This is a genomic window from Streptomyces tendae (assembly GCF_014650435.1).
Classification (GTDB): Bacteria; Actinomycetota; Actinomycetes; order Streptomycetales; family Streptomycetaceae; genus Streptomyces; species Streptomyces tendae.
Genome location: NZ_BMUY01000008.1, coordinates 26,645 through 52,969 on the forward strand (window position 1 = coordinate 26,645; position 26,325 = coordinate 52,969).

Below are 26,325 nucleotides of genomic sequence, written 5' to 3' on the forward strand. Positions count from 1 at the left end.
GATGCCGTGAGGACGCCTAGGCTCATCCACTAAATAGACCGAACAGTCTGTCTAAGAGGTCGGAGAGAGCCATGAGGACCACCGTGGGCTGGCAGGCGACCGGGACGGCGCTGCGCCGGGCATCCCTGAACCGGCGCGACCTGCGCCCCGACGACCTCGCCGTCCGGGTCGACTACTGCGGCGTCTGCCACACGGACCTGCACGCCGTCCGGGCCGGGGCCGACGACGGGAGCGGCCCGCGGCCCCTCGTCCCGGGACACGAGTTCACCGGCGTGGTGACCGAGACCGGCACCGCCGTCACCCGCTTCAGGGCCGGAGACCCGGTCGCGGTCGGCAACATCGTCGACTCCTGCGGCGCCTGCGCCATGTGCCGGACCGGCCAGGAGAACTTCTGCCACGCCTTCCCCACCCTGACCTACGGCGGCACCGACCGCGTCGACGGATCGACCACCCTCGGCGGCTGGAGCCGCGAGTACGTGCTCGGCGAACGGTTCGCGTACGCCCTCCCCGGCGGCCTGGACCCGGCGGCCGCGGCACCGCTCCTGTGCGCGGGGATCACCGTCTGGGAGCCCCTGCGCGCCCTCGGCGCCGGACCCGGCACCCGCGTCGCCGTGGCCGGTCTCGGCGGACTCGGCCACCTCGCCGTGAAGTTCGCCGTCGCGCTCGGCGCCGACACCTCGGTGATCAGCCGCTCCCCGGACAAGGCCGAGGATGCCCGCCGCCTGGGCGCCCGCGGGTTCGTCGTCTCCACGGACCCCGAGCAACTGGCCGCCGCCCGCGACCGGTTCGACATCGTCGTCGACACCGTCTCCGTCCCGCACGACCTCGGCCCCTACCTCCGCCTGGTCGCCGTGGACGGCACGCTCAGCCAGCTCGGGTACCTCGGACCGGTCACCCTGGAGACCCTCGACCTGCTCATCGGCCGCAAGAAGCTCAGTTCGGCCGGCAGCGGCGGCCGGAAGGGCACCGCCGAGATGCTGGCCTTCTGCGCCGCGCACGGCATCACCGCCGACATCGAACTCCTCCCCTCCGCCCGCGTGGACGAGGCCCTCGACCGCCTGGACCGGGGCGACGTCCGCCACCGCTTCGTCCTCGACCTCTCCGACCTCGACCCCTGCGACTCCAACCCCTGCGACCCGGATCGGCCCGGGCCGCAGGACCCGACGGCCGGATAGGTTGCCGGGGTGATCCTCACCCCGCTCGCTCTCACCCCCGACCACGACATCCCGGGCCCCGTTCTCACCGAACTGACCGCCCTCTACGCCTCCCACCGCGCCTTCCACGCGCTCAGCGGCGACTTCCCCGACCCGGACGACATCCGGCCGGAGCAGGTGGCGGCCGCGCTCGCCGACGAACTGGCGCGGCCCGGCGCCGAGGTGCTGCTGGCCAGGGACGCGGGCCGGCTGGTCGGGATCGCCGTGACGCTCGCCCGGCATCCCGACCCGGCCGACCCCGACCCGTGGATCGGGCTGCTGATGGTGGACGCGGGGCTGACCAGGCAGGGGCACGGCAGCCGGCTCGCGGCCCTGGTCGAGGACCACTTCCGGGCCACGGGCCGCACCGCCGTACGACTCGCCGTGCTCGACGACAACACCGCCGCCCTCGCCTTCTGGACCGCCCTCGGCTACCGGGTCCTGGACCAGCGCCGCGACCTCGGGGCCGACCGCCCCTGCACGGTGCTGCGCAAGGAACTGCCCAGCGACAGGCCGCGCACCCCGCGCCGCGCCGCCCGCGTCGCCGTGCTCGACCCCCAGGGCGCGGTCTTCCTCCTGCGCTACGACAACGTCGAGGTGGGCGTGCACTGGGCGATGCCCGGTGGCGGCCTGGAGGCGGACGAGAACCCCCGCGAGGGCGCCCTGCGCGAGGTGCGCGAGGAGACGGGCTGGACCGATCTGGAACCGGGCCCCCTGCTCTGCACCTGGGAACACGACTTCACCCACCTGGGCGTCGGCCCGGTCCGCCAGTACGAGCACGTCTACGTCGCGCACGGCCCCCGCCGCGAGCCCACCGGCCCGGACCTCGCCGCCGCGCACGCCGCAGACGGCATCCTCACCTGGCGCTGGTGGAGCCGGGCCGAACTGGCCGCGGCGCCCGAGCCGCTCTGGCCGCCGGACCTGGCCCTGCTGCTCGAAACCTTCGGCCGCTACGAGGAGTGAGGGGGCGGGGGAGGGGGCGGCTCACGGGGAGTCGGGCCGGCCGTCCCCGCGCAGCCAGTCCGCCCAGATCTCCGAGAAGTCCTCGTCCGGCGCCGACTTCTCCACGTACGCCGTGAAGTCCTCGGTGTCCGCGTTGCCGTGGCGGTGGGCCGCGGCCCAGCCGTGCAGCAGGTCCCAGAAGGCGTCGTCGCCGACCGTCCGGCGGATCTTGTGCAGGACCATCGCGCCCCGCTGGTAGACCGGGCTGTCGGAGATGTGCGCCGCGTCGGGCGGGTCCGCGGGCGGGAACGCCCAGATCGAGTCGTTCGCGTCCTGGTCGTCGTAGTACGTCCCGTCGTAGAGCGCCTCGAAGGTCTCCTGGGCGGAGTCGCCGCCGTGGTCCTCCTCCCACAGCCACTCGGCGTAGGTGGCGAAGCCCTCGTTGAGCCACATGTCCCGCCAGGTCTTCGGGCTGACGGAGTTCCCGTACCACTGGTGGGCGAGTTCGTGGACGAGCAGGACGATGTCCGGGGCGCCGGGGAAGTAGGGCCGGTTCTGGGTCTCCAGGGCGTATCCGGCGTCCTCGTCGCGGTCGACGATCGCGCCGGTGGAGGAGAAGGGGTAGGGGCCGAAGTTCTCCTGCGCCCAGTCCATGACCTCGGGGATCCGCTTCAGGACCTTCCGGCTCGCGTCGGCCTGCGTCGGGTCGACGGCCGTGTACACCGGCAGGCCGTCGTCCGTGGTGGAGCGGTCGGTCTCCCACTCGCCGACGGCGACCGTGACGACATGGCTCGCCATCGGCTCGGCGGTGTGCCAGGTGAACGTCGTCCGTCCGTCCCGGGTCCGCTCGTCGCGCAACTCGCCGTTGGAGACCACGCCGAGGCCCTCCGGCACGGTCATCGCGAGGTCGTACGTCGCCTTGTCGGAGGGGTGGTGGCTGCCGGGGAACCAGGCCATCGAGCCGGTCGGCTCACCCAGCCCGACCGCGCCGTCGGCGGTGGGCATCCAGCCCTCCTCGGAGTCGTCGGGGTCGGTGATCGTCTCCGGCTCGCCGGAGTACCGGACGCTCACGCGGAACGTCTCCCCGTCCTTCAGCTCCTCGGCCGGGCGGACGGTCAGTTCCTGTCCGGCCCGGTTGAAGCGGGCTGCCCGGCCCTCGACCGTGACCTCCTCGACGTCCAGGCCCTTCAGGTCGAGGTCGAAGGCGGACAGGTCCCGCGTCGCCCGGGCGGTGATCGTCGCGCTGCCGGTGAGGTGCCCGGCGTCGGCGTCGGTATCGGGGTCGTAGTCCAGGGTCAGGTCGTAGTGGCCGATGTCGTAGCCGCCGTTGCCCGCCTTGGGGAAGTACGGGTCGCGCACGCCCGAGCCGCCGGGGGTGCCGTCGACCGCGCCACCGCCACTGCACGCCGCGAGGGCGAGGACGGTGGCGGCGGCTACGAGCAGACGGGGGGTGGGGGTGCGCACGACGTGATCCTATGGGGCGTTTCACGTGAAACGCCCGTTGGGGCCGCCTGTTGGACCGCCTGTTGGGACCCGCTGCCGGGTCCCTGACCCTCGCTCAGTTCAGCGCGGCGGCACCGGTCCGGGCGAACTTCTCGTCCAGGGTGCCGGACGGTGCGCCCGCGACGCCGATGCCGGCGATCGGCGCCTTGCCCGCGGTGACCGGGACGCCGCCGCCGAGGAACAGCGTGCCCGGGATGTCCTTCAGGTTCGGGGCGTTCTCCAGACGGCCCTCCAGCTCGCTGGTCGGGGCGTTCCAGGAGACGGCCGTGTACGCCTTCTTCTCGGCCGACTCGTAGGACTGCGGACCGGCGCCGTCCCCGCGCATGGTGAGGATCGTGTTGCCGTTGCGGTCGACGACCGCGACCGTGACCCGCTGGCCCTCCTTCTCGGCGGCCTTCAGCGCGGCCTGCGCGGCCTCGGTGGCGGCGTCGATGGTCAGGTGCGTGGAGGTGGTGGTGTCGCGCTTGCCGGCCGCGGCGGCGGGGGCGGCGGCCACCGCGGAGTCCTGGGCGGCATCGGGCGCGGAGGCGTTCGCGGCCACCGTGCCGAAGGTGCCGGCGGCGACGGCGGCGAGCACGGCACCGCCGGTGGCGAGACGGGCGCGGCGGGAGAGTGTCTTCTTCATGGTGGTCTGCTCCTCGCAGTGGTGAGGGGGTCGGGCTGGTGCTCTCCACCCTCCGTGCCGCACCGGGGGTGCACGGTCGCCGTTCCGGCTGCTCGTGGGCGACGGAACGGGCGACGGCGGGGTCGTCCGATCGGTTGACCCACAGGGCGTCCGAAGGGGGCACCATGGGAGTGTTCACGCAGCTCAGCGGTCTCCTGCGGCACGTTGTAGAGGAGCGCCGCAGGAGAGCCGGGGCGTAACGCGGCAGGAGAGACGGGGCGCAAGGAGGCGGGTGACGGATGCCGAAGCCGTACGACCACCCGGACACCCGGTGGCTCGGGGCCGTCATGCACGTGGCGTTCTTCCTGCTGCTCGGTGGTGCCCTGGCCCGCTTCCTGCTCCGCCACCCCGGCGAGCCCCGCACCCCGTGGATCCTCGCCCTGTCCCTCGCCCTCGCCGTGCTGCACCTGCTCGGGCCGGTCCTGAGCGGCCCCGGGCCGTCCGGTCCCGCCGTTCCGCCCGCCCGGCGGCGCCTGGCCTGGCTGGGCGTGGTCGTCGTCGTGTGGATGGTGCTGGTGGTGCTGGCGCCCAGCTTCGCCTGGTGCGCGGTGCCCCTCTTCTACACCGGCCTGCGCACCCTGCCCGCCCGGGCGGCGCTCGTCCTGGTCACCGTCCTGACCGTGTTCGTCGTCGCCGCGCAGCTGCGGCTCGCCGGGGGGTTCGACCCCAACCTGCTGCTCGCCCCGCCCGCCGTCGCCGCCATCGCCGCGGCCGTCTTCCTGCACACCGAACGGCAGGCGGCCCGGCAGCGCGCCCTGATCGACGACCTGATCCGCACCCGCCGCGAACTCGCCGCCTCCGAACGCCGCGCGGGCACCCTCGCCGAGCGCCAGCGGCTGTCCATGGAGATCCACGACAGTCTCGCCCAGGGCCTGTCCAGCCAGCGGATGCTGCTCCAGGCCGCCGAGCGGGTCTGGGAGTCCGCCCCGGGCAAGGCCCGCACCCACGTCCGGGGCGCCGCCTCCGTCGCCGAGCACAACCTGGTCGAGGCCCGCCGCTTCGTCCACGACCTGGCCCCGGCCGACCTCGCCCGCGGCGGCGGCCTTGAGGCGGCGCTGCGGGCACTGGCCGCGCGGGAGTCCGGCGACCGGCTCACCGTCCGCGTCCACGTCGACGACGGCGCCCGCGTCCCGCCGCTGCCCGACCGCGTCCAGTCGGCCCTGCTGCGCATCGCCCAGGGCGCGCTGGCCAACGTCCGGGAGCACGCGGGTGCGTCCACCGCCGCGCTCAGCCTCACCCTCCTCGACGACGAGGTCGTCCTGGACGTCACCGACGACGGGCACGGCTTCGACCCGGCGGAGCCGTCCGAGGACCCGGCCGGGATGCGCGGACACGGACTGCCCGCCATGCACGCCCGGTTGCGCCAGCTCGGCGGCACCCTGACCGTCGAGTCCGCACCCGGCGAGGGCACCGTCCTGTCCGCCGCCGTACCGTTGTCCGCCGCCGGGCCCCTGGACCCGCCCCGAACCGACCCGCCGGCACCGGCCGACCCGCAGGAGGCCCCACGATGACCGAACCGGCAGCCGGCGGGCCCGCCCCCGTACGCATCCTGGTCTGCGACGACCACGTCGTCGTACGCGCCGGGCTGCTCGCCCTGCTCGACAGCGCCCCCGGCATCGAGGTGGTCGGCGAGGCGGGCACCGGCGAGGAGGCGCTCGCGCTCGCCGCACGGCTGGCCCCGGACGTCGTACTGATGGACCTTCAGCTCGGCGCGGGCATCGACGGCGTGGAGACCACCCGCCGCCTCACCACGGGCGCTCCCATCACGGGCACCGCCACCACGGGCGCCCCCACCACGGGCACCGGCCGCGCGCCGCACGTCCTCGTCCTGACCACGTACGACACCGACGCCGACATCACCCGCGCCATCGAGGCGGGCGCCACCGGCTACCTGCTGAAGGCCGAACGCCCCGAGGAACTGTTCGCCGCCATCCACGCCGCCGCCCAGGGCCGTACGGCGCTGTCCGGGCCGGTCGCCGGCCGGGTCATGGCCAACCTGCGCAAGCCGCGCCCCGCCCTCACCGACCGCGAGCGCGACATCCTGGCCCAGCTCGCCACCGGCCTCGGCAACCGGGAGATCGCCCGCGCCCTGTTCATCAGCGAGGCCACGGTGAAGACGCATCTGCGCCGCATCTACGACAAGCTCGGCGTCGACACCCGCGCGGGCGCGGTCGCGGTGGCGAAGGAACAGCGCCTGCTGCCGTGAGGGAACGCACGCAGGCCCCCCGGCCGGACGTCCGGGGGGCCTGCGTGCGAATGGAACGGGCGGTGAACGTCAGACGTTCACGCCGAAGTCCTGGGCGATGCCGACCAGGCCCGAGGCGTAGCCCTGGCCGACGGCGCGGAACTTCCACTCGGCGCCGTTGCGGTACAGCTCGCCGAAGACCATGGCGGTCTCGGTGGCCGCGTCCTCGGACAGGTCGTAGCGGGCGATCTCGGCGCCGCCGGCCTGGTTGAGGATGCGGATGTAGGCGTTGCGCACCTGGCCGAAGTTCTGCGAGCGGTTCTCCGCGTCGTAGATCGAGACCGGGAAGACGATCTTCTCGATGTCGGCCGGCAGACCCGCCAGGTTGACGTTGATCGCCTCGTCGTCGCCGGCACCCTCACCCGTGCGGTTGTCACCGGTGTGGACGATCGTGTTGTCCGGCGTCTGCTTGTTGTTGAAGAAGACGAAGTGGGCGTCGGAGTAGACCTTGCCCTGCGTGTTGACCGCGATCGCCGAGGCGTCGAGGTCGAAGTCGGTGCCGGTGGTGGTGCGGACGTCCCAGCCGAGCCCCACGGTGACTTCGGTCAGGCCCGGAGCCTCCTTGGTGAGCGAGACGTTGCCACCCTTGGACAGGCTTACAGCCATTGTTGGGAGTCCCTTCCCTCGTTTACGTACGGCAAGAAAGCTACAGCTACCACCATGAACGTCGAGAGGGGTCCACAAGGTTCCGCCTCTCTTTACTTTCTTTACCAAGAGCGGGATCAGGATATTCGAGTGACGCGGGCCGCCCGCGGACGGGAACATGGAGGGCATGTCCGGTCCCCATGTCATCCGCGGCTCCGTCTCCCTGCCCGAGGCCGAGCTGGTCTGGCGTTTCTCGCGTTCCTCGGGGCCCGGCGGACAGCACGTCAACACCACGGACACGGCGGTGGAGCTGCGCTTCGACCTGGCGCGCACCGAGGCCCTGCCCGAGGTGTGGAAGCAGCGGGCGCTCCAGCGACTGGCCGGGCGCCTGTCCGACGGCGTGGTCACCGTCCGCGCCTCCGAGCACCGCTCCCAGTGGCGCAACCGCGAGACCGCCGCCGTACGCCTGGCCGCCCTCCTCGCCGAGGCCACCGCACCCCCGCCCAGGCCCCGCAGGCCGACCCGCATACCGCGCGGCATCAACGAACGCCGGCTGCGGGAGAAGAAGCAGCGCTCGCAGACCAAGCGGGGGCGCTCCGCGCGCGGCTGGGACTGACCGGGCGTCAGTGCCGGTCCAGCTCCAGCACGCCGACCGTCTCCTCCTCGGCCTTCTCCCCGTTGGGACGGAAGCCGAGGCCCAGGTAGAAGTTCTCCGGACCGTGCTCGCCGGGATGCCAGGTCACGAAGCACTCCGTGCCGCCCCGGCGCCGGATCTCGGCGGCCACCGACTCCACCGCGAAGCGGCCGTGTCCCCGGCCCTGCTCCCCGGCGGCGATGTTCAGGCGCCACAGGCCGGAGCGCAGCGCGCTGCCGTCGTCGTACCAGTCGACGCCGAAGAAGCCCATGAGGAAGCCGACGGGGCGGTCGCCGTCGAGGATCAGGCGCGGCCATGCCTTCTCACCGTGGACGTATGCCTCGGCCAGGGACTTCACGACCGGGTCGACGGCGAACTCCTGCTCGGGGCGCACCCGTATGGCGAGGGCGGCCTCGAGGTTCGCGGAAGTGATCGGCTCCAGTCGGAGCCCGGTGCTGGTCGTCATGCGCGCACCCTAGGCAGGGCGCGAGGTCACGAGCGAGTGGATTCCCCGCTCAGCCGAGCTGCCGGTACCGCCCACGGAAGTAGGCCAGCGGGCCCCCGTCCGCGCTCGGCAGCGCGGCCGTCAGGACCCTGCCGATCACCAGGGTGTGGTCGCCGGCCGGCACCCGGCGCTCGGTGCGGCACTCCAGGGTGGCCAGGGCGCCGCCCGCCAGGGGCGCCCCGGTCGCCTCGCCCCGCACGTACGGGATGTCCGCGAACAGGAGGCGGTCGCTGACCCGGCCCTTCATCGCGAAGCGGCCCGCGATGTGCCGCTGGCTCTCGGCGAGGACGGAGACCGCCCACAGCGGCTGCTCGTCCAGCAGGTCGTCCATGCGGGAGCCCTCGCGCAGGCTGACCAGGACCAGGGGCGGGTCCAGGGACACCGACATGAAGGCGGTGGCCGTCATCCCGACGTCCTCGCCGCGCGGCGCCAGCGGGTCGTCGGGGTCCAGCGGCGGCTCCTGCGCGGTCACCAGGACCACGCCCGAGGCCAGCCGGGACATGGCGGCACGGAACTCCTCGTTGCTCACCCCCTCAGCATGCCCGGAGGCGGGCGAGGTCAAGGGGGACGCGGGGGTCGCTGGAGACCCGGGATACGTGAGAGGCGGAGTGTTCGGCACCCCGTCACGCTAATCTCCGGTGCGTGCGCGGGGCATCGGACCCCGGTCCCAATCGGGACCTAGGACCACGGAAGGAGACGTGCGCATTCCTACGAACTTTGCGATCGGTAAACGCACAGGGAACCCGCAGAGAAACCCAGAAACTCCACTCAATTGTTCATGTTTTGCTGTGACTTGAGTCACAAGGAGCGGTAATTGTTGACCCTGTGTACCGAGTGCGGAGCGCACTGTGATTCAGTGGCGGGGAACCTGCAAGGGCACCATCAGTAAAGGCGCCGAAGAGAACCCTTGATTCACTGCGAGGTCTCGGGGGGAGGGCGAGCATGGAGACCGACTCGGAGCCCTATGTCCGCCTGGCGTCCCTGCGTCAGCTGCACCAGGCCATGGCCGACATGAACAAGGCCCGCAGCCTGGCCGACACCCTGCAGGCCGTCGCCGACGGCGTCGTCCAGGCCCTCAACTACGAGCTGGCGTGCGTCAACCTGGTCGGTCCCGACGGCGACCTCGTCGTCGCCGCCTTCGCCGGGAACTCGGCGGCCGAGGCGCTCATCACCGGCCGCTCCGGCTCCCGCGAGTCCTGGGACCGGCGCCTGAACATGGGCGAGCAGTGGGGCGACCTGATCTTCATACCCCACACCGAGGGCTGGGTTCTCGACGACGACGACGTCCCGCAGTGGTACACCGACGGGCCCGCGCCCCGCTTCGAGGACGAGTGGCACCCCTCGGACCGGCTCTTCGCCCCGATGTACGCCCCCGGCCCGCAGGGCGGCGGCAACAGCGGCGAGCTGATCGGCGTCCTGTCCGTGGACCGGCCGCGCAACGGCCGCCGTCCCGGCGCCTGGGGCCGCGAGGCTTTGCAGATGTACGCGTTCCAGGCCGCCATCGCGATCAGCAACGCCCGGCTCCGCTCCAACATGCAGCGCGCCCTGGTCCGCCTGGAGCGCGACCAGCAGGCGCTCAGGGCCAGCGAGGAGAGCTTCCGGCAGGCCTTCGAGTACGCCCCCTCCGGCATGGCCATCGCCGAGATGGGCGGCGACCAGCACGGCCGCATCCTGCGCACCAACGACGCACTGTGCCGGCTGCTGGGCCGCCGCGCCTCCTCGATGCGCCGCTACGCCTTCTCCGACCTCGTGCACCCCGAGGACATCGGCACCCTGCTGCGCACCTCCGCCGAGGGTGGCCGGGCCGAGCTGCGCCTGGGCCGCCGCGACGGCACCTACGTCTGGGTCTCGCTGCGCAACAGCGTCGTCGCCGACGCCGCCGACGGACCGCGCTTCCTGCTCACCCACGTCGAGGACATAGAGGAGCGCAAGCGCCGCGAGCTCCAGCTCGCCCACCGGGCCTCCCACGACTCCCTCACCGGCCTGCCGAACAGCGCCGAGCTGCGCTCCCGGCTCGCCGCCCGGCTGTGCCAGCGCCCGCAGTCCCCGCACGCGGCCGTGGCCGACGCCATGGACGCCGCCTACGGGCACTCCGCCGTGTTCGACTCCGGTGGCCACACCTTCGACTTCTCCGCCGCCGCCGAGCCCTACGGCGCCTTCGACCACCACGTGCACGCCGTGGCCCCCGAGGACGGGCGCGACGACGGCACCAAGGGACTCGCGGTCCTCTTCTGCGACCTGGACGGCTTCAAGTCGATCAACGACCGGTTCGGGCACAACGCGGGCGACGCCGTCCTCATCGAGGTCGCCCGGCGGCTCAGCGGCGGCGTCCGCGACGGCGACACCGTGGCCCGGCTCGGCGGCGACGAGTTCGTGATCCTCGCCAACGGGCTCGGCCGGGCCGACGCCCAGGACCTCGCCGTACGGCTGCGGGGCGAGATCATCCAGCCGATCCGGGCCGAGGGCCGGGCCGTCCGGGTGGGCGCCAGCTTCGGCATCGGCTGGGCCCACTGCGGCATGACGGCGGACGAGGTGTTGAAGTCGGCTGACGAACGGATGTACGTCGAGAAACGATCTCGTCCCAAACAGCACCGCCGCGCCGGATGATCAGCAGGTCAGCGCGCTGATGCGGTCCGAGTCACCCTTTTGGGTCAGCCGGAGCGGGTAGGCTCGCCATCTCACACCCGTACCGCAGCACGCACCGCATCTGGTTAGGAGACCTAGGGATGACGCCCGGCAACAACGGCGCGAGCACGCCCGAGGACGACGACCCCTTCGGCTACCTCTACGCCGACGGGCAGGCCAACGGGGCCCAGCCGCCGTCCGGTGGCTACGGCTACCCGAACTCGGTCAACCGGGTGCGACCCGTAGGCACACGGCAGTACGGCGCACCCCAGGGCCCGGGCGCGCAGACCGCCGCCTACGGCCAGGCCGCCCCGCCCCAGCAGGGTGCCTACGGCCAGCCGCAGGGCGCGTACGGACAGCCGAACGCGCACTACGCCGCGCCGGAGACCTTCCCCGGCGGGGGCGGCCCCGGGGGCCCGCAGCAGCCGTCGGGACACGGCGGGGGCGGCGGACGCCGCGGCCCGAACACCAAGGGCCTGCTGATCGGCGCGGTGGCGGTCGTCGCCGCGGTGGTCATCGGCATCGCCGTGGCCATGACGAGCAGCGGCTCCGACGACGACAAGGGCGGCACCGAGGCGGGCGGCGACCCGACCCCGACCCAGTCCCAGAGCTCCGAGCCCAGCCCGTCCGCGAGCGACGGCGCCGAGGAGGAGGCCGAGCTGCCCGCGACCGACGCGAAGGCGCTGCGGCTGTCACCGGGCATGGGGACCGCCTCCGACTTCGAGGGCGCGGAGTCCGACGGCGGCGTTTACGTCACGGGCTTCAACCAGGTCGGCGCGAAGGTCACCTGGACCGTGAACGGCATCGAGAAGGCCGGCGGCTACCGGCTGAACGTGCGCTACGGCATCCCGGGCAAGAACGCCGACGCCACCCTGGTCATCAACGGCAAGGCATCCTCCCGCCCGCTGAACATGAAGAACTTCGGCGGCACGCCCGAGGGCGACTGGGAAAAGGGCTGGCAGACCACCTGGGCCAACGTGAACCTGACCAAGGGCACCAACACCATCGAGCTGGCGTGCAACGAGGGCAACAAGTGCGACTTCGTCCTCGACAAGCTCTCGCTCCAGTCCGACTGACCGGGCGGCCCGGGTGACGCACCCGGGCCCGCACTCAGGCCGCGCCCGCCTCCGCCGTCACCGCGACCCCGCGTCCGAGCAGTTCCTCGTACGCCGCCCGGTCGAACTCGCCGGCCACCGGCGCCAGCACCGTCGCCGCCGACAGGGCGACCGCGCGGGCCAGCCGGTCCGGCCACGGCAGGTGTTCCACCAGGCCGGAGAGCAGACCCGCCACCGCGGAGTCGCCCGCGCCCGTCGGGTTGCCGCGCACGTGGGCCGGCGGGGCGGCGCGCCAGCGGCCCTCCGGGGTCACCGCCAGCAGCCCCTCGGCGCCCAGTGAGGCGACCACCGAGCGGGCACCGCGGCGCCGGGCGGCCTGCGCGGCCCGCAGCGGCTCGTGCGAACCGGTCAGCTCGGCCAGCTCGTCGGCGTTCGGCTTGATCAGGTCCGGGCGGGCGGCAAGACCCCGCCGCAGCGGCTCCCCGCTGGTGTCGAGCAGCACCGGCACGCCCGCGGCCCGCGCGGCCCGCACCAGCCCGCCGTACGCGCCCACCGGGACGCCCGGCGGCAGGCTGCCGCACAGGGCCACCGCGGCGGCACCGGTCAGCAGGTTCTCGTACGTCTCCTGGAAGGCGCTCCACTCGGCGGGCGCCACGGCCGGGCCCGGCTCGTTGAGCTGGGTGGTGTCGCCGGTGCGCTCGTCGACGACCGCGACGGTGCGCCGGGTCGCCCCCGCGACCGGGACCAGCGCGTCGGTCACCCCGCGCACGCCGGTCAGCCCCGCGCGCACGACGCCCCCGGTCGTGCCGCCCGCGAAGCCGGTGACCGTCACCTCGTGCCCGAGGGCCGCCAGCACCCGGGCCACGTTCAGCCCTTTGCCGCCGGACCGTTCGGTCACCTCGGTCACCCGGTGGGAGGCATGCGGCCTCAGGCCCTGGACGCGGTAGGTGATGTCGAGCGCGGTGTTGAGAGTGACGGTGAGGATCACCGTGCCGACCTCCCCCGATCGTGTGCGGCTGGGCGGGCCCGCGGAGCTGTGGCCCACGACACGATCATGCCAAACGGCGGGCGGTCGGCCCAGTCCCCGGGTCCGACCGGTGACGGCCGGCCCCGGAGCGGACTCGGGGACGGATCAGCCCAGTTGGGGATCGACCACCCATTCGCCCCGGCGCATCACGCCCACCAGGTCGAAGGCGTCGTCCAGGACCACCAGGTCGGCGTCCTTCCCCGGTTCCAGGGAGCCGATCCGGTCGTCCAGGCCGAGCAGCCGCGCCGGGTTGGCGGAGATCGCGGCGACGACGTCCCCGACGGGCAGCCGGTCCACCGTCACCGCCCGCTTGAAGGCGCGGTCCAGGGTGAGCGTGGAGCCCGCGATCGAGCCGCCCTCCACCAGCCGGGCCACGCCGTCGGTGACCTCGACGTCCATCGGGCCGAGCCGGTAGCGGCCGTCGCCGAAGCCGGCCGCGTCCATCGCGTCGGTGATGAAGGCGACCCGGGCGGCACCCGCGTGGTGGAAGGCCAGCTGGAGCGCGGCCGGATGCAGGTGCGTGCCGTCGTTGATCAGCTCGACGGTGATCCGCTCGTCCTCGAGGAGAGCCGTGATCGGACCCGGGGCGCGGTGACCGACCGGCGGCATCGCGTTGAAGAGGTGCGTGGCGACGGTGGCGCCCGCGTCGATGGCCTGCACGGTCTGCTCGTACGTCGCGTCGGTGTGCCCGACGGCCGCGATCACGCCGTGCTCGACCAGCAGCCGTACGGAGTCCAGGCCGCCCGGCAGCTCGGTCGCCAGCGTCATCATCTTCGCGTGCCCGTGCGCCGCGTCGACCAGCTTGCGCACCTCGGCCGGGTCCGGGTCGCGCAGCAGCTGCTCGTCGTGCGCGCCCTTGCGGCACGGCGAGATGAACGGCCCCTCGAAGTGGATGCCAACGATGTCGCCCTGCTGCGCCAGCTCGGCGAGCATCCCCGCGTGCCGGGCGAGGAAGTCCAGATCGCCGGTGACGGCGGAGGCGACCGTCGTGGTGGTGCCGTGCCGGCGGTGGGTCTCGACGCCGACCAGGATCTCCTCGGCGGTGCCGCCGGCGAAGGAGGCTCCGCCGCCGCCGTGGTTGTGGATGTCGACGAAGCCGGGGACCACCCAGTGGCCCGACACGTCGACGGTCTCGGCCTGCGGGGGAGCCGTGTCCGCGATCCGCGTGCCGTCGACGATCACGCGGCCGTCGTCCACGGTCCCGGTGGGCAGTACCACCCGGGCACCGGCGAGAACCTTGCTTGGGGCCATCAGGTGGTTACCTCCGGGGGAGTCGCGGCCGTGGCGGCCGTGGAAGCTGTGGAAGTCGAAGCGGGCGAAGCGGGCGGAGCAGCGGTGTCGAGCAGGTCCCAGGCCATCAGCCCGGCACCCAGGCAACCGGCGGTGTCCCCGAGTGCGGCGGGGACGATCTCCGGCAGTTTCTGGAAGGTGACGCGCCGCCGGACGGCGTCCCGCAGCGGTGTGAACAAGGTTTCCCCCGCCTCGGCGAGGCCGCCACCGATGATCAGGACGCGTGGGTCCAGCAGGGTGAGCGCGGTGACCAGCCCGTCGGCCAGCGCGTCCACGGCGTCCTGCCACACGGCGAGCGCGCGGGCGTCCCCCGACTCGACGGCCTTGGCGCAGTCGGCCGCGTCCGCCCCGGGGTCGCCGCAGACCTGGGCCCACGCCTGGCTGACCGCCGACGCGGAGGCGAAGCGCTCCAGGCAGCCGCGCTGACCGCACGGACAGGCGATGCCGCCGGGGCGTACGACGACGTGGCCGATCTCGCCCGCGAAGCCGTGGGCGCCCGCCTCGACGCGGCCGTCGATGCCGATGGCGCCCGCGATCCCGGTGCCCAGCGGTACGAACAGGAACCGGTCGGCGCCCTGCCCGGCACCGATCCGGCCCTCGGCGAGGCCGCCGGTGCGCACGTCGTGGCCGAGGGCGACCGGAATACCGCCGAGCCGTTCGCCGAGCAGCGTCCGCAGCGGTACGTCACGCCAGCCGAGGTTGGCCGCGTACACGGCGACGCCCCGCTCGGCGTCGACGATCCCGGGGACGGCGACACCGGCGGCGCCGGCCGGCTCGCCGAACCGGTCGGCGCCGTAGGCGCGCAGCTCGGCGGCGAAGTCCAGGATGCCGGCGACGACCGCCTCGGGTCCCCGCTCGCGGCCGGTGGCCCGGCGCGCCTGGTGGAGCAACTCGCCCCCAGGTCCCGCGAGGGCGGCCTTCATCCCGGTGCCGCCCACATCGAGGGCGATGACATGTCTCACGGGGACAGTGTGGCCCGTACACCCGGGAGAGGTCTAGTCCACTGCGGTGGTGTAGACCTTAATCCGGTAAGCGAACGCGCGAACGAGCAGTCAGGGTTGGGGAACAGGTGCAGCGGCGTAGGACTGGAACGATCGCGGTGGCGTCCGCACTGGGCATGACGGCGGTCCTCGGCGGCTGTGGCCTCACCGGCGACTCCGACGGGGTGACCCTGAAGCTCGTCGCCGCCGACTACGGCGACAGCAAGGACAACAGCTCCCAGAAGTACTGGGACGAGCTGGTCAAGTCCTACGAGGCGCAGAACCCCGACGTGCGGGTGGACGTCACCGTGTACTCGTGGAACGACGTCGACCGCAAGGTCCGCGAGCTGGTCGAGGCGGGCAAGGCGCCCGACATGGCGCAGATCGGCGCCTACTCCGACTACGCGGACAAGGGCCTGCTCTACCGGGCCGACGACGTGCTCTCCATCCCGGTCCAGGCCGACTTCGTCTCCCAGCTGGCCGGCGCGGGCCAGGTCAACGGCGTGCAGTACGGCCTGCCCTTCGCGGCCTCCACCCGCGTGCTCTTCTACAACAAGACCCTCTTCGACAAGGCCGGGATCCAGCCGCCCAAGTCCTGGGACGACCTCGCCGAGGCCGCCGAGGCGCTCAAGGGCGAGGGCGTGAAGTACCCGTACGCCCTGCCGCTGGGCCCCGAGGAGGCACCGGCCGAGACGATGCAGTGGATGCTCAGCGGCGGGGGCGGTTACACCGACGACGTCGGCACCTACTCCGTCGACTCCCCGCAGAACGTCACCACCTTCACCTGGCTGCGGGACGAACTGGTCGGCAAGGGCCTCACCGGGCCCGTCGCCCCCGGCAAGCTCAACCGCGCCGACGCCTTCGACGCCTTCGCCAACGGCGACGTGGGCATGCTCAACGGGCACCCCTCGCTGATGAAGACGGCCTCCGACAAGGGCGTGAAGTACGGCATGGTCACCACGCCGGGGATCGACGGCGAGAGCAAGAACACCCTCGGCGTCTCCGACTGGATGACGGCGTTCAAGAAGAACGGCCACCAGGACGAGGTCGGCGATTTCCTCGACTTCGTCTACAGCGAGGAGAACGTGCTCGACTTCTCCCGCCAGTACGGCCTGCTCCCGGTGACCACGTCGGCCTCCCAGACCATGAGCACCGCGGCCGAGGACAAGAAACTCAAGCCGTTCCTGGACGAGCTGCTGCTCTCCCAGCTGTACCCGGTGGGCAAGACGTCCTGGGCCTCGGTCAGCGCGGACGTCAAGAAGCACATCGGCGAGGCGGTCACCTCCGGTGGCAGCCCCAAGGGCGTCCTCGGCCAGATCCAGGCGACGGCGATGCGGGCGGGCAGCGCGGAGTAGGGCCCGGCCGCGTTGTCGGTGGCGGGCGTTACGGTGCCGTACATGGACCTGGGAGAGCTGGCCGAGCGGGAGCGCCGCATCCTCGCGCTGGAGCGCCGCGGCTTCTCCGGCCCCGGCGCCAAGGAGCGCGCCGTCCGCGAGGAGCTGGGCCTGGCCCCCGTGCGCTACTACCAGCTCCTCAACGCCCTGCTCGACGACCCCCGCGCCCTGGCGTGCGACCCGGTGACGGTCAACCGCCTGCGCCGGATACGCGAGTCCCGCCGCGCGGAGCGCTGAGACCGCCCTGCGCGGGGCGGCGGCGGTTCGTCCGCCGGAGTGCCGTGCCGGTCGGACCGGGGGTCCGGCTCGACCGGAGTCACGCCCACGCCGGCCGGCCCTCGGTGAAGCGGCCGTGCCGGGAGCCGGGTCTCGTGCCCGCGACCCGGGGGAGAAGCGTGCGCCCGGCGCGGGAGAGGCGTGTGCCCGGCCCGGGGGAGAAGCGTGCGTCCGGCCCGTGCGGGATAGGTTTGCCGTATGGGCAGCCACCAGGACTCCATCCGAGACGACTCCCCGCACTCCCTGCCGACGCCCGCCACCGCGGCCGGACGCGAAGGGCTCGACGCCCTCCTCGCCGATCCCGGCCGCGCGGTGGTCGCGCTCGACTTCGACGGCACGCTCGCGCCGATCGTGCCCGACCCCGACCGGGCGCGCGCCCACCCGGACGCCGTACCGGCGCTGGCGGCCCTGGCCCCGAAGGTCGCCTCGATCGCCGTGATCACCGGCCGCCCCGCCGAGGTCGCCGTCCACCACGGCGGCTTCGCGGGCGTCCCCGGCCTCGACCGCCTCGTCGTCCTCGGCCACTACGGCGCCGAGCGCTGGGACGCCGCCACCGGCACCCTCACCACACCCGAACCGCACCCCGGCGTCGCCGCCGTCCGCGCCGAGCTGCCGGGGCTCCTCGAGCGGTCCGGGACGGCGGCGCAGGGCACCTGGACCGAGGACAAGGGGCACGCGGTCGCCGTCCACACCCGCCGCGCCCCCGACCCGCAGGCCGCCTTCGACGCCCTGCGCGCCCCCCTCGCCGACCTGGCCTCCCGGCACGGCCTGATCGTCGAACCCGGCCGCATGGTCCTGGAGCTGCGCCCACCCGGCATGGACAAGGGGGCCGCCCTCAGGTCGTACGCCCACTCCCTCGACGCCGCCTCCGTCCTCTTCGCCGGCGACGACCTCGGCGACCTCCCGGCCTACGCGGCCGTCGACACCCTCCGGGCCGAGGGCACCCCCGGCCTGCTGGTCTGCAGCGGCAGCGACGAGGTGACGGAACTGAGGAAGCGCGCGGACGTGGAGGTGCCAGGACCGGCCGGGGTGGTGGCCCTCCTGGCGGCCCTCGCGCACCGGCTGGCCTGAGACAACGTCACGGACGGTTCCGCTGCCTGTCACAGCCGTGTCCGGACGCCGCGGGCGGGGCAACCCGGCCCGCGGCGCCCCGCTCTTGCACGCCGTAAGCCCGCTCAGTGGGGCCCAAGGCCCAGGACCGTGAAGGAACCCGCCATGACCGCTCGGAAGACCCCGATGCTCGCCCTCGCCGCCCTGGCCCTCGGCCTGACGCTCACCGCCTGCGGCAACGGCGGCGACGGCGGCGGCCCCTACGACGCCCTCGCCTCGGGCTCCGCCACAGCCACCGCCACCACGCCGAGCACCGCACAGTCCCCCACCGCCGACGAGGGGACCACCACCGGCGGCACGTCCTCGGAGACCCCGGAGGGCACGCAGCCGGACCAGGGGGCGGGGAAGAAGTGCACGGACCAGCTCGACTACGCCGGTGACCCGCGGTCGAACGCGGAGATCAACTCGATCGGCGAGGAGACCGGCACCTGCCCCGAACCGCAGTCGGGCGGCACGTCGTCCGGCACCCCGAAGGAGGACGGGGTGAAGTGCACGGACCAGGTGAACTACGCCGGTGACCCGCGGCCGAACGCCGAGATCAACTCGATCGGCGAGGAGACCGGCACCTGCCCGCCGGTCCAGGCCCAGTAGCCCCGGCGGTCAGCCCCGCAGCGCGTCCAGCTGCTCCAGGAACCAGCGCGCCGGCGGCAGCGCGGTGCCGGCGGCCGCCAGCCGCTTCGACCGCTCGGCCCGCTCCCCGTCCGGCAGGCCGAGCGCCCGGTGCAGCGCGTCCGCCGTACCGACCACGTCGTACGGGTTCACCACCACCGCGTCCTCGCCCAACTCCTCGTATGCGCCCGCCTCGCGCGACAGCACCAGCGCGCACCCCGCGTCGGAGACGACCGGCACCTCCTTCGCGACGAGGTTCATCCCGTCCCGCACGGGGTTGACGAGCGCCACGTCCGCCAGCCGGTACGCCGCCAGCGACCGCGCGAAGTCGTCCTTCAGGTTCAGCACGACCGGCGTCCAGCCCGGCGTGCCGAACTCCTCGTTGACCGCGTTCGCCACCCGCTCCACCTCGGCCGTGTACTCCCGGTACACGGCGAGGTCCTGCCGCGAGGGGTAGGCGAACGCGACGTGCACGACCCGCTCGCGCCACTCGGGCCGCCCCGCCAGCAGCTCCCGGTAGGCCAGCAGTCCCCGCACGATGTTCTTGGACAGCTCGGTCCGGTCCACCCGCACGATCGTGCGGCGCCCCTCCCCGATCTGCTCCCGCAGCTCCGCCATCCGCTCCTCGACATCGGCCTCGTGCGAGCGCTTCCGCAGGAAGTCCCCGTCGGCACCCAGCCCGTGCACGCCGATCTCCGTGCCGCCGAGCCCGCCGACGACGGCGTCGCAGCAGGCGGTGAACGCGTCGGCCCAGCGCCGGGTGAGGAACCCGAGCCGGTCGGCGCCCAGCATCCCGCGCAGCACCTGCTCGGCGATGTCGTCCGGCAGCAGCCGGAAGTAGTCGACCGGCGCCCACGGCGTGTGCGAGAAGTGCCCGATCCTGAGGTCGGGCCTCAGCTCGCGCAGCATCCCCGGCACCAGCGTCAGGTGGTAGTCCTGCACGATCGCGACCGCGCCCTCGGCCGCCTCCTCGGCCAGCGCCTCGGCGAAGGCCCGGTTGTACGCCTCGTAGGACGCCCACTGCCGCCGGAACTCCGCGTCGAAGACGGGCTCCAGGGGCGTCTGGTAGAGCATGTGGTGCACGAACCACAGCACGCTGTTGGCGATCCCGTTGTACGCGTCCGCGTGCACGTCGGCCGGTACGTCCAGCATCCGTACGCCGTCCTCGCCGACCCCGCGCCGCACCGCCTCGCGGTCGCCGTCGCCCAGCGCCGAGCACACCCACAGCGCGCCCGCGTCGGGCCCGATGGCCGACAGCCCCGAGACCAGCCCGCCACCACCCCGCTTGGCGCGCAGCGACCCGTCCTCCCGCACCTCGTACGAGACGGGCCCCCGGTTGGAGGCGACCAGCACCTGAGCAGCACCGAACCTAGAAGCCATACGCCTCAACCTAGCCCGCCCCCTCAAACCTCAAACGTTCCCCGACGTCACCCGACGGCGATTCGGTCACGCATCTTGTGCGGAAAGTGTGAACAGGTTGAGGATGTGCGGTGCACATTTCAACTTCTTGGGGGGCGGGCGCACCATGCCCATACGTTCACGGCACCGGCGCACGAGCAGACTCGCGGCCACGGCGGCACTGATCGCGGCCTCCGCGCTGGCCCTGGCCGGCTGCGGGGACGGCGACGCGAGCGCCAAGGCGGAGGAGACCCCCGCGAAGGCCACCGCCTCCGCCACCGACACGGCCACGCCGAGCAGCAGCCCCACTCCCGAGGCGTCCCCCAGCACCGAGACCCCGACCCCCACCCCGACCGCCGTCACGCTGCCGGACCTCACCGGGGGCAGCATCGGGGCGGCCGTCAGCGCCGCCGAGAAGGCGCACGTCGGCTACACCGTGCGCCTCCAGGGCACCGGGCAGCGGGCCTCCTCCTGGGGCAGCGGTGAGAAGGTCTGCGAGCAGAGCGGCGGTTCCGGTGCCGTGACGTTCACCGTCCCGCGTGACGGCCGCGACTGCGCCGGCCGCCTGCTGCACACTCCCGAGCCGGCCCCCCAGCCGTCGAAGACCCGGGACGGCGGCGCAGGCGGAACTACCGGGGGCGGAACCACCGGGGGCGGCGGCACCGGTGCCTGCGAGCTGAAGAGCCCGGCCGGCAACTGCTACGCGGACGGCCAGTTCTGCGCCAAGAAGCACCGGGGTCTGAGCACCCACGGCCGTGGCGGCGAGTACCTGACCTGCGAGCCGGACTCCGGCGGCACCTGGCGCTGGTCGGACGGCGTCCCCGGCTGACGCCCGGAGGTCAGGCCACCCGGCGGGTCGCGTACTCGGTGATCTCCGTCATCGGGGGGCGTTCCTCGGTGTCCACGGTGTAGGTGTGCGGCTCGAAGCCGTCGGCGCCGCGTTCGAACTGGGTGAGGGTCGGCCGGACCAGGTGGCCGCGGGCCAGCCGGAGCTGGGCGGTGCGGTAGATCGCGGCGGCCATCCGGCCCAGGGCCCGGCCGTCCTGGTGGCGGTGGACCCGGACCCCGACGTCGACCTGCGCGAGCGCGTCCAGGCCCACCAGGTGCAGGGCGTCGACCAGCATGCCCAGCTCGACGCCGTAGCCGACCGGGAAGGGGAGCCGTTCCAGCAGGGAGCGGCGGGCCGCGTACTCGCCGCCCAGCGGCTGGACGAAGCCGGCCAGCTGCGGCCAGTGCATGTTGAGCAGCGGGCGGGCCATCAGCTCCGTGACCCGGCCGCCCTGGCCGGGGGCGGCGCCGAGCGGCCGGTCGTACATGGCCTTGACCAGGTGCACGTCCGGGTCGGTGAGCAGCGGGCCCACGATCCCGGAGACGAAGTCGGCGGAGAACTCGCGCAGGTCCGCGTCGACGAAGCAGACGATGTCCCCGCCGGTGACCAGCAGCGAACGCCACAGCACCTCGCCCTTGCCGGGGACGGCGGGGATGCGGGGGAGGATCGCGTCCCGGTGGACGACGCGCGCGCCGGCCGCCGCGGCCACCTCCGCCGTGCGGTCGCTCGACCCGGAGTCCACGACCACGATCTCGTCGACGAGCGGGACCCCGAGCACCAGCTCCCGCCGGATCACCGCGACGATGTCGCCGACCGTCGCCTCCTCGTCCAGCGCGGGGAGCACCACGCTGACCGACTGCCCGGTGGCGTGCTTGGCGGACAGAAGGTGCTGGACCGGCCGGTCCCCGGCGGACCAGGAGCGTGCGTTCAGCCAGCGCTCGACTTCTTCCAGCACGTCCCGTGGTCTCCTTCGTGATCCATTGTGATCCATCTCGCGGTACGGACGACTATCTCAACCGTCCTGGCCTTCGGTTACAGTCTTGAACAACGCGTGGGACCACCGCATGCCGGGGTCGCCGCGCGCACCACCGCGAAACAACTTCATACCGCTCATCCAGAGGGGCAGAGGGATACGGCCCGATGAAGCCCCGGCAACCCTCCAGTCGGTTCTTGTCACACGGACGTGGCGAGGCTCCCGGCTAGGGAAGGTGCCAAATCCGTCTCACGGCGAGATGCGTCGTGAGGAAGATGAGGAGAAAGGGCCTCGCCTCCATGGCTGTGCAGACTGCCGAAACCTCCACGAACCGCACCGACGGCACCGTCGACCTCGGCCCCGCCGCCGCGCTGAGCTGCCGGGAATGCGGCCACAGGGTTCCGCTCGGACCGGTCTTCGCCTGCGAAGAGTGTTTCGGCCCCCTCGAGATCGCCTACGACTTCTCGGACCACGACACCGAGGAACTGCGCAAGCGGATCGAAGCGGGCCCCGCGAACATCTGGCGCTACGCCCCCCTGCTGCCCGTCCCGGCCGACGTCGCGACCAAGCCGAACATCAACCCCGGCTGGACCAAGCTCGTCAAGGCCGACAACCTCGCCCGCGAGCTGGGCGTCACCGGCGGGCTGTACGTCAAGGACGACTCCGGCAACCCCACGCACTCCTTCAAGGACCGCGTCGTCGCCCAGGCCATCGAGGCCGCCCGCGCCTTCGGCTTCACCACCCTGTCCTGCTCCTCCACCGGCAACCTCGCCGGTGCCGTCGGTGCCGCCGCCGCCCGGGCCGGCTTCCGCTCCTGCGTGTTCATCCCGCACGACCTGGAGCAGGGCAAGGTCGTCATGGCCGCCGTCTACGGCGGTGAGCTGGTCGGCATCGAGGGCAACTACGACGACGTGAACCGCTTCTGCTCCGAGCTGATCGGCGACCCGGCCGGCGAGGGCTGGGGCTTCGTCAACGTCAACCTGCGGCCGTACTACGCCGAGGGTTCCAAGACCCTCGCGTACGAGATCTGCGAGCAGCTCGGCTGGCAGCTGCCCGACCAGCTCGTCGTGCCGATCGCCTCCGGCTCCCAGCTGACGAAGATCGACAAGGGGCTCAAGGAGCTGATCGAGCTGGGCCTGGTCGAGGACAAGCCCTACAAGATCTTCGGTGCGCAGGCCGAGGGCTGCTCGCCGGTCTCCACGGCGTTCAAGGCCGGGCACGACGTGGTCCGCCCGCAGAAGCCCAACACCATCGCCAAGTCGCTGGCCATCGGCAACCCGGCCGACGGCCCCTACGTCCTCGACATCGCCCGCCGCACCGGCGGCGCCGTGGAGGACGTGACCGACGAGCAGGTCGTGGACGCGATCAAGCTGCTCGCCCGCACGGAGGGCATCTTCGCGGAGACGGCGGGCGGCGTGACGGTCGGCGTCACCAAGAAGCTGATCGAGAACGGGGTGCTCGACCCGTCGCTCACCACCGTCGTCCTCAACACCGGCGACGGCCTGAAGACCCTCGACGCGGTGGCCGGCACCGGTCTCACCGCCACCATCCGCCCGAACCTGGACTCCTTCCGAGAGGCTGGCCTCGCATGAGCGTGACCGTTCGCATCCCGACCATCCTGCGCACCTACACCGGCGGCAAGGCCGAGGTGAGCGCCGACGGGGCCAACCTCGGGGAGGTCATCTCCGACCTGGAGAAGAACCACACCGGCATCGCCGCCCGCGTCCTGGACGACCAGGGCAAGCTGCGCCGCTTCGTCAACGTCTACGTCAACGACGACGACGTCCGCTTCGAGCAGGGCCTGGAGACCGCGACCCCGGACGGCGCGGGCGTCTCGATCATCCCGGCCGTCGCCGGCGGCTGACGCGGTCATCGGTCACCGATGCGGGACTGATCCACCGCAGATACACCTTGTAGTGCGTATTGCCCTCTCCGTAAGAGAAACGGAGGGGGCAATTCCATGTGGTTGAGCGCGGTAGAGTTGGGGAACGCGCTCCCGATCGGCACAACGGGAACCGTTAATTCCTGCCGCCCGCCCGACAAGAAACAGCCAAAGTGCGAGCGTATTCTGCGGCTTTTGTTCCCTTTGCGTGACCCGACTTGACCCGAATTCAGGCGAATTCTCGCTACATTCCGGACCGGGTGCGTCCAGATTTCTCGTCCGATTGACCTGTTGCAGACGGCAGTTGGACAGATACATTCAGCCGCGGTCGACGCGTTCCGGCGCACGCCCCCAGTCGTGAGGGGGCGAGGTCTGACCCGGGTCCGCGAAGTGCGGATCTGTGCAAGGGCCAGTAATAGGGGAGTTAGGCATGGCTCAGGGCACCGTCAAGTGGTTCAACGCGGAGAAGGGGTACGGCTTCATCGCGGTCGACGGTGGTGCGGATGTTTTCGTCCACTACAGCGCGATTCAGATGGACGGCTACCGCACCCTCGAAGAAGGCCAGCGGGTCGAGTTCGAGATCTCGCAGGGTCAGAAGGGCCCGCAGGCCGACATGGTTCGCCTCAGCGCCTGAGACGCGCGGCCACCGCAGCACCCGGTCTTCATCCGAAGGGCCCGTACCTCCAGGGGTACGGGCCCTTCGGCCTGCACGGACGCCCGTCGTTCCCCTGTTCGCGGGCGGCTGACGGCAGGACCCGATCCCCGAGAGGCGCTTGCACTCGACCATGCCGAGTGCTAATCATTGGCGTTAGCACTCTGAAGGTGAGAGTGACAACGAAGGACCGGGTCGGTGAGGCCCGCGGGCCGGGTGGGGAAGGAACCACAAGGTCGGCGAGCCGTCCGTCGCGGGCGCGGGCGCGGTCCGAAGGAATCACCCCCAGTCCTGGAGGGACCACTTCACATGGCCAAGATCATCGCGTTCGACGAGGAGGCGCGGCGCGGCCTCGAGCGCGGCATGAACCAGCTCGCGGACGCCGTCAAGGTGACGCTCGGCCCCAAGGGCCGCAACGTCGTCCTCGAGAAGAAGTGGGGCGCCCCCACGATCACCAACGATGGTGTCTCCATCGCCAAGGAGATCGAGCTCGAGGACCCGTACGAGAAGATCGGCGCCGAGCTGGTCAAGGAAGTCGCCAAGAAGACGGACGACGTCGCCGGTGACGGTACGACCACCGCGACCGTCCTCGCCCAGGCCCTGGTCAAGGAAGGCCTGCGCAACGTCGCGGCCGGCGCCAACCCGATGGCCCTCAAGCGCGGTATCGAGAAGGCCGTCGAGGCCGTCTCCGCCGCCCTGCTCGAGCAGGCCAAGGACGTCGAGACCAAGGAGCAGATCGCCTCCACGGCCTCCATCTCCGCCGCCGACACCCAGATCGGCGAGCTCATCGCCGAGGCCATGGACAAGGTCGGCAAGGAAGGCGTCATCACCGTCGAGGAGTCCCAGACCTTCGGTCTGGAGCTGGAGCTCACCGAGGGTATGCGCTTCGACAAGGGCTACATCTCGGCGTACTTCGCCACCGACATGGAGCGTATGGAGGCGTCGCTCGACGACCCGTACATCCTGATCGCTAACTCCAAGATCGGCAACGTCAAGGACCTGCTGCCGCTCCTGGAGAAGGTCATGCAGTCGGGCAAGCCGCTGCTGATCATCGCCGAGGACGTCGAGGGCGAGGCCCTGTCGACCCTGGTCGTCAACAAGATCCGCGGCACCTTCAAGTCCGTCGCCGTCAAGGCCCCGGGCTTCGGCGACCGCCGCAAGGCCATGCTCGGCGACATCGCCATCCTCACGGGCGGCGAGGTCATCTCCGAGGAGGTCGGCCTCAAGCTCGAGAACGCCACGCTGGACCTGCTGGGCAGCGCGCGCAAGGTCGTCATCACCAAGGACGAGACCACGATCGTGGACGGCGCCGGCTCGGCCGACCAGGTCCAGGGCCGGGTCAACCAGATCCGCGCCGAGATCGAGAACAGCGACTCGGACTACGACCGCGAGAAGCTCCAGGAGCGCCTGGCGAAGCTGGCCGGCGGCGTGGCCGTCATCAAGGCCGGTGCCGCCACCGAGGTCGAGCTCAAGGAGCGCAAGCACCGCATCGAGGACGCCGTTCGCAACGCGAAGGCGGCCGTCGAGGAGGGCATCGTCGCCGGTGGTGGCGTGGCCCTGCTCCAGGCCTCCCAGGTCTTCGAGAAGCTGGAGCTGTCGGGTGACGAGGCGACCGGCGCCAACGCCGTGAAGCTCGCCCTGGAGGCCCCGCTGAAGCAGATCGCCGTCAACGGCGGTCTCGAGGGCGGCGTCGTCGTGGAGAAGGTCCGCAACCTGACCGTCGGCCACGGCCTGAACGCCGCCTCCGGTGAGTACGTCGACATGATCGCCGAGGGCATCATCGACCCGGCGAAGGTGACCCGCTCTGCCCTGCAGAACGCCGCCTCCATCGCCGCGCTGTTCCTCACCACCGAGGCCGTCATCGCCGACAAGCCCGAGAAGGCCGCTCCGGCGGGCGCCCCGGGCGGCATGCCGGGCGGTGACATGGACTTCTGATCGACCGGTTCCGGTTGAT

The 26,325-nt window shown here is 72.3% G+C and carries 26 protein-coding genes and 1 riboswitch; of the genes, 16 read left to right on the top strand and 10 right to left on the bottom strand.

Annotation, left to right across the window (positions count from 1 at the left end):
- The first annotated feature begins 71 nt into the window (after positions 1-71).
- Both IE258_RS21315 and IE258_RS21320 read left to right on the top strand, forming a co-directional pair.
- On the top strand, positions 72-1,175 hold the full coding sequence (locus IE258_RS21315) for an NAD(P)-dependent alcohol dehydrogenase (RefSeq protein WP_229892321.1): 1,104 nt from the start codon (positions 72-74) through the stop codon (positions 1,173-1,175).
- 9 nt (positions 1,176-1,184) lie between these two features.
- Complete coding sequence (locus IE258_RS21320; RefSeq protein WP_189745839.1) at positions 1,185-2,156, top strand: bifunctional GNAT family N-acetyltransferase/NUDIX hydrolase; 972 nt, start codon at positions 1,185-1,187, stop codon at positions 2,154-2,156.
- A 21-nt stretch (positions 2,157-2,177) separates the two neighbouring features.
- Here IE258_RS21320 and IE258_RS21325 read toward each other — a convergent pair whose 3' ends face one another.
- Together IE258_RS21325 and IE258_RS21330 are read right to left on the bottom strand one after the other, a co-directional pair.
- Entirely contained in the window at positions 2,178-3,599 is a 1,422-nt protein-coding gene (locus IE258_RS21325; RefSeq protein WP_189745841.1) for a M1 family metallopeptidase, read from the bottom strand.
- Between the two features lie 94 nt (positions 3,600-3,693).
- Entirely contained in the window at positions 3,694-4,263 is a 570-nt protein-coding gene (locus IE258_RS21330) for a GlcG/HbpS family heme-binding protein (RefSeq protein WP_189745843.1), read from the bottom strand.
- Between the two features lie 278 nt (positions 4,264-4,541).
- Between IE258_RS21330 and IE258_RS21335 the strand changes: the two genes are divergently transcribed.
- Entirely contained in the window at positions 4,542-5,813 is a 1,272-nt protein-coding gene (locus tag IE258_RS21335) for a sensor histidine kinase (RefSeq protein ID WP_189745845.1), read from the top strand.
- Positions 5,810-6,508 (top strand): response regulator, encoded by a 699-nt coding sequence (locus tag IE258_RS21340; protein WP_189745847.1) that lies wholly within the window; start codon positions 5,810-5,812, stop codon positions 6,506-6,508. Before IE258_RS21335 ends, IE258_RS21340 begins: the two co-directional genes overlap by 4 nt.
- 69 nt (positions 6,509-6,577) lie before the next feature.
- Here IE258_RS21340 and IE258_RS21345 read toward each other — a convergent pair whose 3' ends face one another.
- Positions 6,578-7,153 carry a TerD family protein gene (locus tag IE258_RS21345; protein ID WP_007450822.1) on the bottom strand — a complete coding sequence of 192 codons (576 nt, stop codon included), beginning with the start codon at positions 7,151-7,153 and terminating at the stop codon, positions 6,578-6,580.
- A gap of 157 nt (positions 7,154-7,310) precedes the next feature.
- Between IE258_RS21345 and arfB the strand changes: the two genes are divergently transcribed.
- Positions 7,311-7,748, top strand: a complete 438-nt coding sequence (gene arfB, locus IE258_RS21350) for an alternative ribosome rescue aminoacyl-tRNA hydrolase ArfB (RefSeq protein WP_189745849.1) — start codon at positions 7,311-7,313, stop codon at positions 7,746-7,748.
- A 7-nt stretch (positions 7,749-7,755) separates the two neighbouring features.
- Here the strand turns inward: arfB and IE258_RS21355 are convergent, their stop codons facing one another.
- A complete protein-coding gene (locus IE258_RS21355) occupies positions 7,756-8,232 on the bottom strand; it encodes a GNAT family N-acetyltransferase (RefSeq protein WP_189745851.1) in 477 nt (158 codons plus the stop codon).
- Positions 8,233-8,281: 49 nt separating this feature from the next.
- Positions 8,282-8,890, bottom strand: a complete 609-nt coding sequence (locus IE258_RS21360) for a flavin reductase family protein (RefSeq protein ID WP_189745853.1) — start codon at positions 8,888-8,890, stop codon at positions 8,282-8,284.
- 323 nt (positions 8,891-9,213) lie between these two features.
- Here IE258_RS21360 and cdgB point away from each other — a divergent pair, with 323 nt between their 5' ends.
- Together cdgB and IE258_RS21370 are read left to right on the top strand one after the other, a co-directional pair.
- On the top strand, positions 9,214-10,878 hold the full coding sequence (gene cdgB / locus IE258_RS21365) for a diguanylate cyclase CdgB (protein WP_159328678.1): 1,665 nt from the start codon (positions 9,214-9,216) through the stop codon (positions 10,876-10,878).
- 119 nt (positions 10,879-10,997) lie between these two features.
- Positions 10,998-11,972 carry a CBM35 domain-containing protein gene (locus IE258_RS21370; RefSeq protein ID WP_189745855.1) on the top strand — a complete coding sequence of 325 codons (975 nt, stop codon included), beginning with the start codon at positions 10,998-11,000 and terminating at the stop codon, positions 11,970-11,972.
- 34 nt (positions 11,973-12,006) lie between these two features.
- On the opposite strand, the gene IE258_RS21375 is transcribed toward IE258_RS21370, so the two are convergent.
- The 3 genes from IE258_RS21375 to IE258_RS21385 all read right to left on the bottom strand — a co-directional run bounded on the left by IE258_RS21375 (position 12,007) and on the right by IE258_RS21385 (position 15,230).
- Positions 12,007-12,939: a 1-phosphofructokinase family hexose kinase gene (locus tag IE258_RS21375; protein WP_189746393.1), complete on the bottom strand. Its 933-nt coding sequence runs from the start codon at positions 12,937-12,939 to the stop codon at positions 12,007-12,009.
- Between the two features lie 144 nt (positions 12,940-13,083).
- Complete coding sequence (gene nagA, locus IE258_RS21380) at positions 13,084-14,229, bottom strand: N-acetylglucosamine-6-phosphate deacetylase (protein WP_189745857.1); 1,146 nt, start codon at positions 14,227-14,229, stop codon at positions 13,084-13,086.
- On the bottom strand, positions 14,229-15,230 hold the full coding sequence (locus tag IE258_RS21385) for an ROK family protein (protein ID WP_189745859.1): 1,002 nt from the start codon (positions 15,228-15,230) through the stop codon (positions 14,229-14,231). Before IE258_RS21385 ends, nagA begins: the two co-directional genes overlap by 1 nt.
- 107 nt (positions 15,231-15,337) lie before the next feature.
- On the opposite strand from IE258_RS21385, the gene IE258_RS21390 reads away from it, so the two are divergent.
- The 4 genes from IE258_RS21390 to IE258_RS21405 all read left to right on the top strand — a co-directional run bounded on the left by IE258_RS21390 (position 15,338) and on the right by IE258_RS21405 (position 18,619).
- The gene (locus tag IE258_RS21390; RefSeq protein ID WP_189745861.1) at positions 15,338-16,603 is read left to right on the top strand and encodes an ABC transporter substrate-binding protein; all 1,266 of its coding nucleotides are present in this window, start codon (positions 15,338-15,340) and stop codon (positions 16,601-16,603) included.
- A 42-nt stretch (positions 16,604-16,645) separates the two neighbouring features.
- Entirely contained in the window at positions 16,646-16,879 is a 234-nt protein-coding gene (locus tag IE258_RS21395) for a DUF3263 domain-containing protein (RefSeq protein ID WP_189745863.1), read from the top strand.
- Positions 16,880-17,116: 237 nt separating this feature from the next.
- On the top strand, positions 17,117-17,989 hold the full coding sequence (gene otsB / locus IE258_RS21400) for a trehalose-phosphatase (RefSeq protein WP_189745865.1): 873 nt from the start codon (positions 17,117-17,119) through the stop codon (positions 17,987-17,989).
- 144 nt (positions 17,990-18,133) lie between these two features.
- Complete coding sequence (locus IE258_RS21405) at positions 18,134-18,619, top strand: hypothetical protein (RefSeq protein WP_189745867.1); 486 nt, start codon at positions 18,134-18,136, stop codon at positions 18,617-18,619.
- A gap of 9 nt (positions 18,620-18,628) precedes the next feature.
- Here the strand turns inward: IE258_RS21405 and IE258_RS21410 are convergent, their stop codons facing one another.
- Entirely contained in the window at positions 18,629-20,017 is a 1,389-nt protein-coding gene (locus IE258_RS21410) for an alpha,alpha-trehalose-phosphate synthase (UDP-forming) (protein ID WP_189745869.1), read from the bottom strand.
- Positions 20,018-20,162: 145 nt separating this feature from the next.
- Here IE258_RS21410 and IE258_RS21415 point away from each other — a divergent pair, with 145 nt between their 5' ends.
- The gene (locus IE258_RS21415) at positions 20,163-20,864 is read left to right on the top strand and encodes a hypothetical protein (protein ID WP_189745871.1); all 702 of its coding nucleotides are present in this window, start codon (positions 20,163-20,165) and stop codon (positions 20,862-20,864) included.
- Between the two features lie 10 nt (positions 20,865-20,874).
- Here the strand turns inward: IE258_RS21415 and IE258_RS21420 are convergent, their stop codons facing one another.
- The gene (locus IE258_RS21420) at positions 20,875-21,819 is read right to left on the bottom strand and encodes a glucosyl-3-phosphoglycerate synthase (protein WP_189745873.1); all 945 of its coding nucleotides are present in this window, start codon (positions 21,817-21,819) and stop codon (positions 20,875-20,877) included.
- A 152-nt stretch (positions 21,820-21,971) separates the two neighbouring features.
- A riboswitch (SAM riboswitch) is annotated at positions 21,972-22,119 on the top strand.
- Positions 22,120-22,136: 17 nt separating this feature from the next.
- Between IE258_RS21420 and thrC the strand changes: the two genes are divergently transcribed.
- The 4 genes from thrC (at position 22,137) to groL (ending at position 26,306) form a co-directional block, all read left to right on the top strand.
- Positions 22,137-23,429 carry a threonine synthase gene (gene thrC, locus IE258_RS21425; protein ID WP_189745875.1) on the top strand — a complete coding sequence of 431 codons (1,293 nt, stop codon included), beginning with the start codon at positions 22,137-22,139 and terminating at the stop codon, positions 23,427-23,429.
- Entirely contained in the window at positions 23,426-23,701 is a 276-nt protein-coding gene (locus tag IE258_RS21430; protein WP_030186288.1) for a MoaD/ThiS family protein, read from the top strand. The genes thrC and IE258_RS21430 overlap by 4 nt, the downstream gene beginning before the upstream one ends.
- Before the next feature lie 448 nt (positions 23,702-24,149).
- Positions 24,150-24,353 carry a cold-shock protein gene (locus tag IE258_RS21435; protein ID WP_004929928.1) on the top strand — a complete coding sequence of 68 codons (204 nt, stop codon included), beginning with the start codon at positions 24,150-24,152 and terminating at the stop codon, positions 24,351-24,353.
- A 327-nt stretch (positions 24,354-24,680) separates the two neighbouring features.
- On the top strand, positions 24,681-26,306 hold the full coding sequence (groL, locus tag IE258_RS21440) for a chaperonin GroEL (RefSeq protein ID WP_030399380.1): 1,626 nt from the start codon (positions 24,681-24,683) through the stop codon (positions 26,304-26,306).
- Positions 26,307-26,325 lie beyond the last annotated feature (19 nt).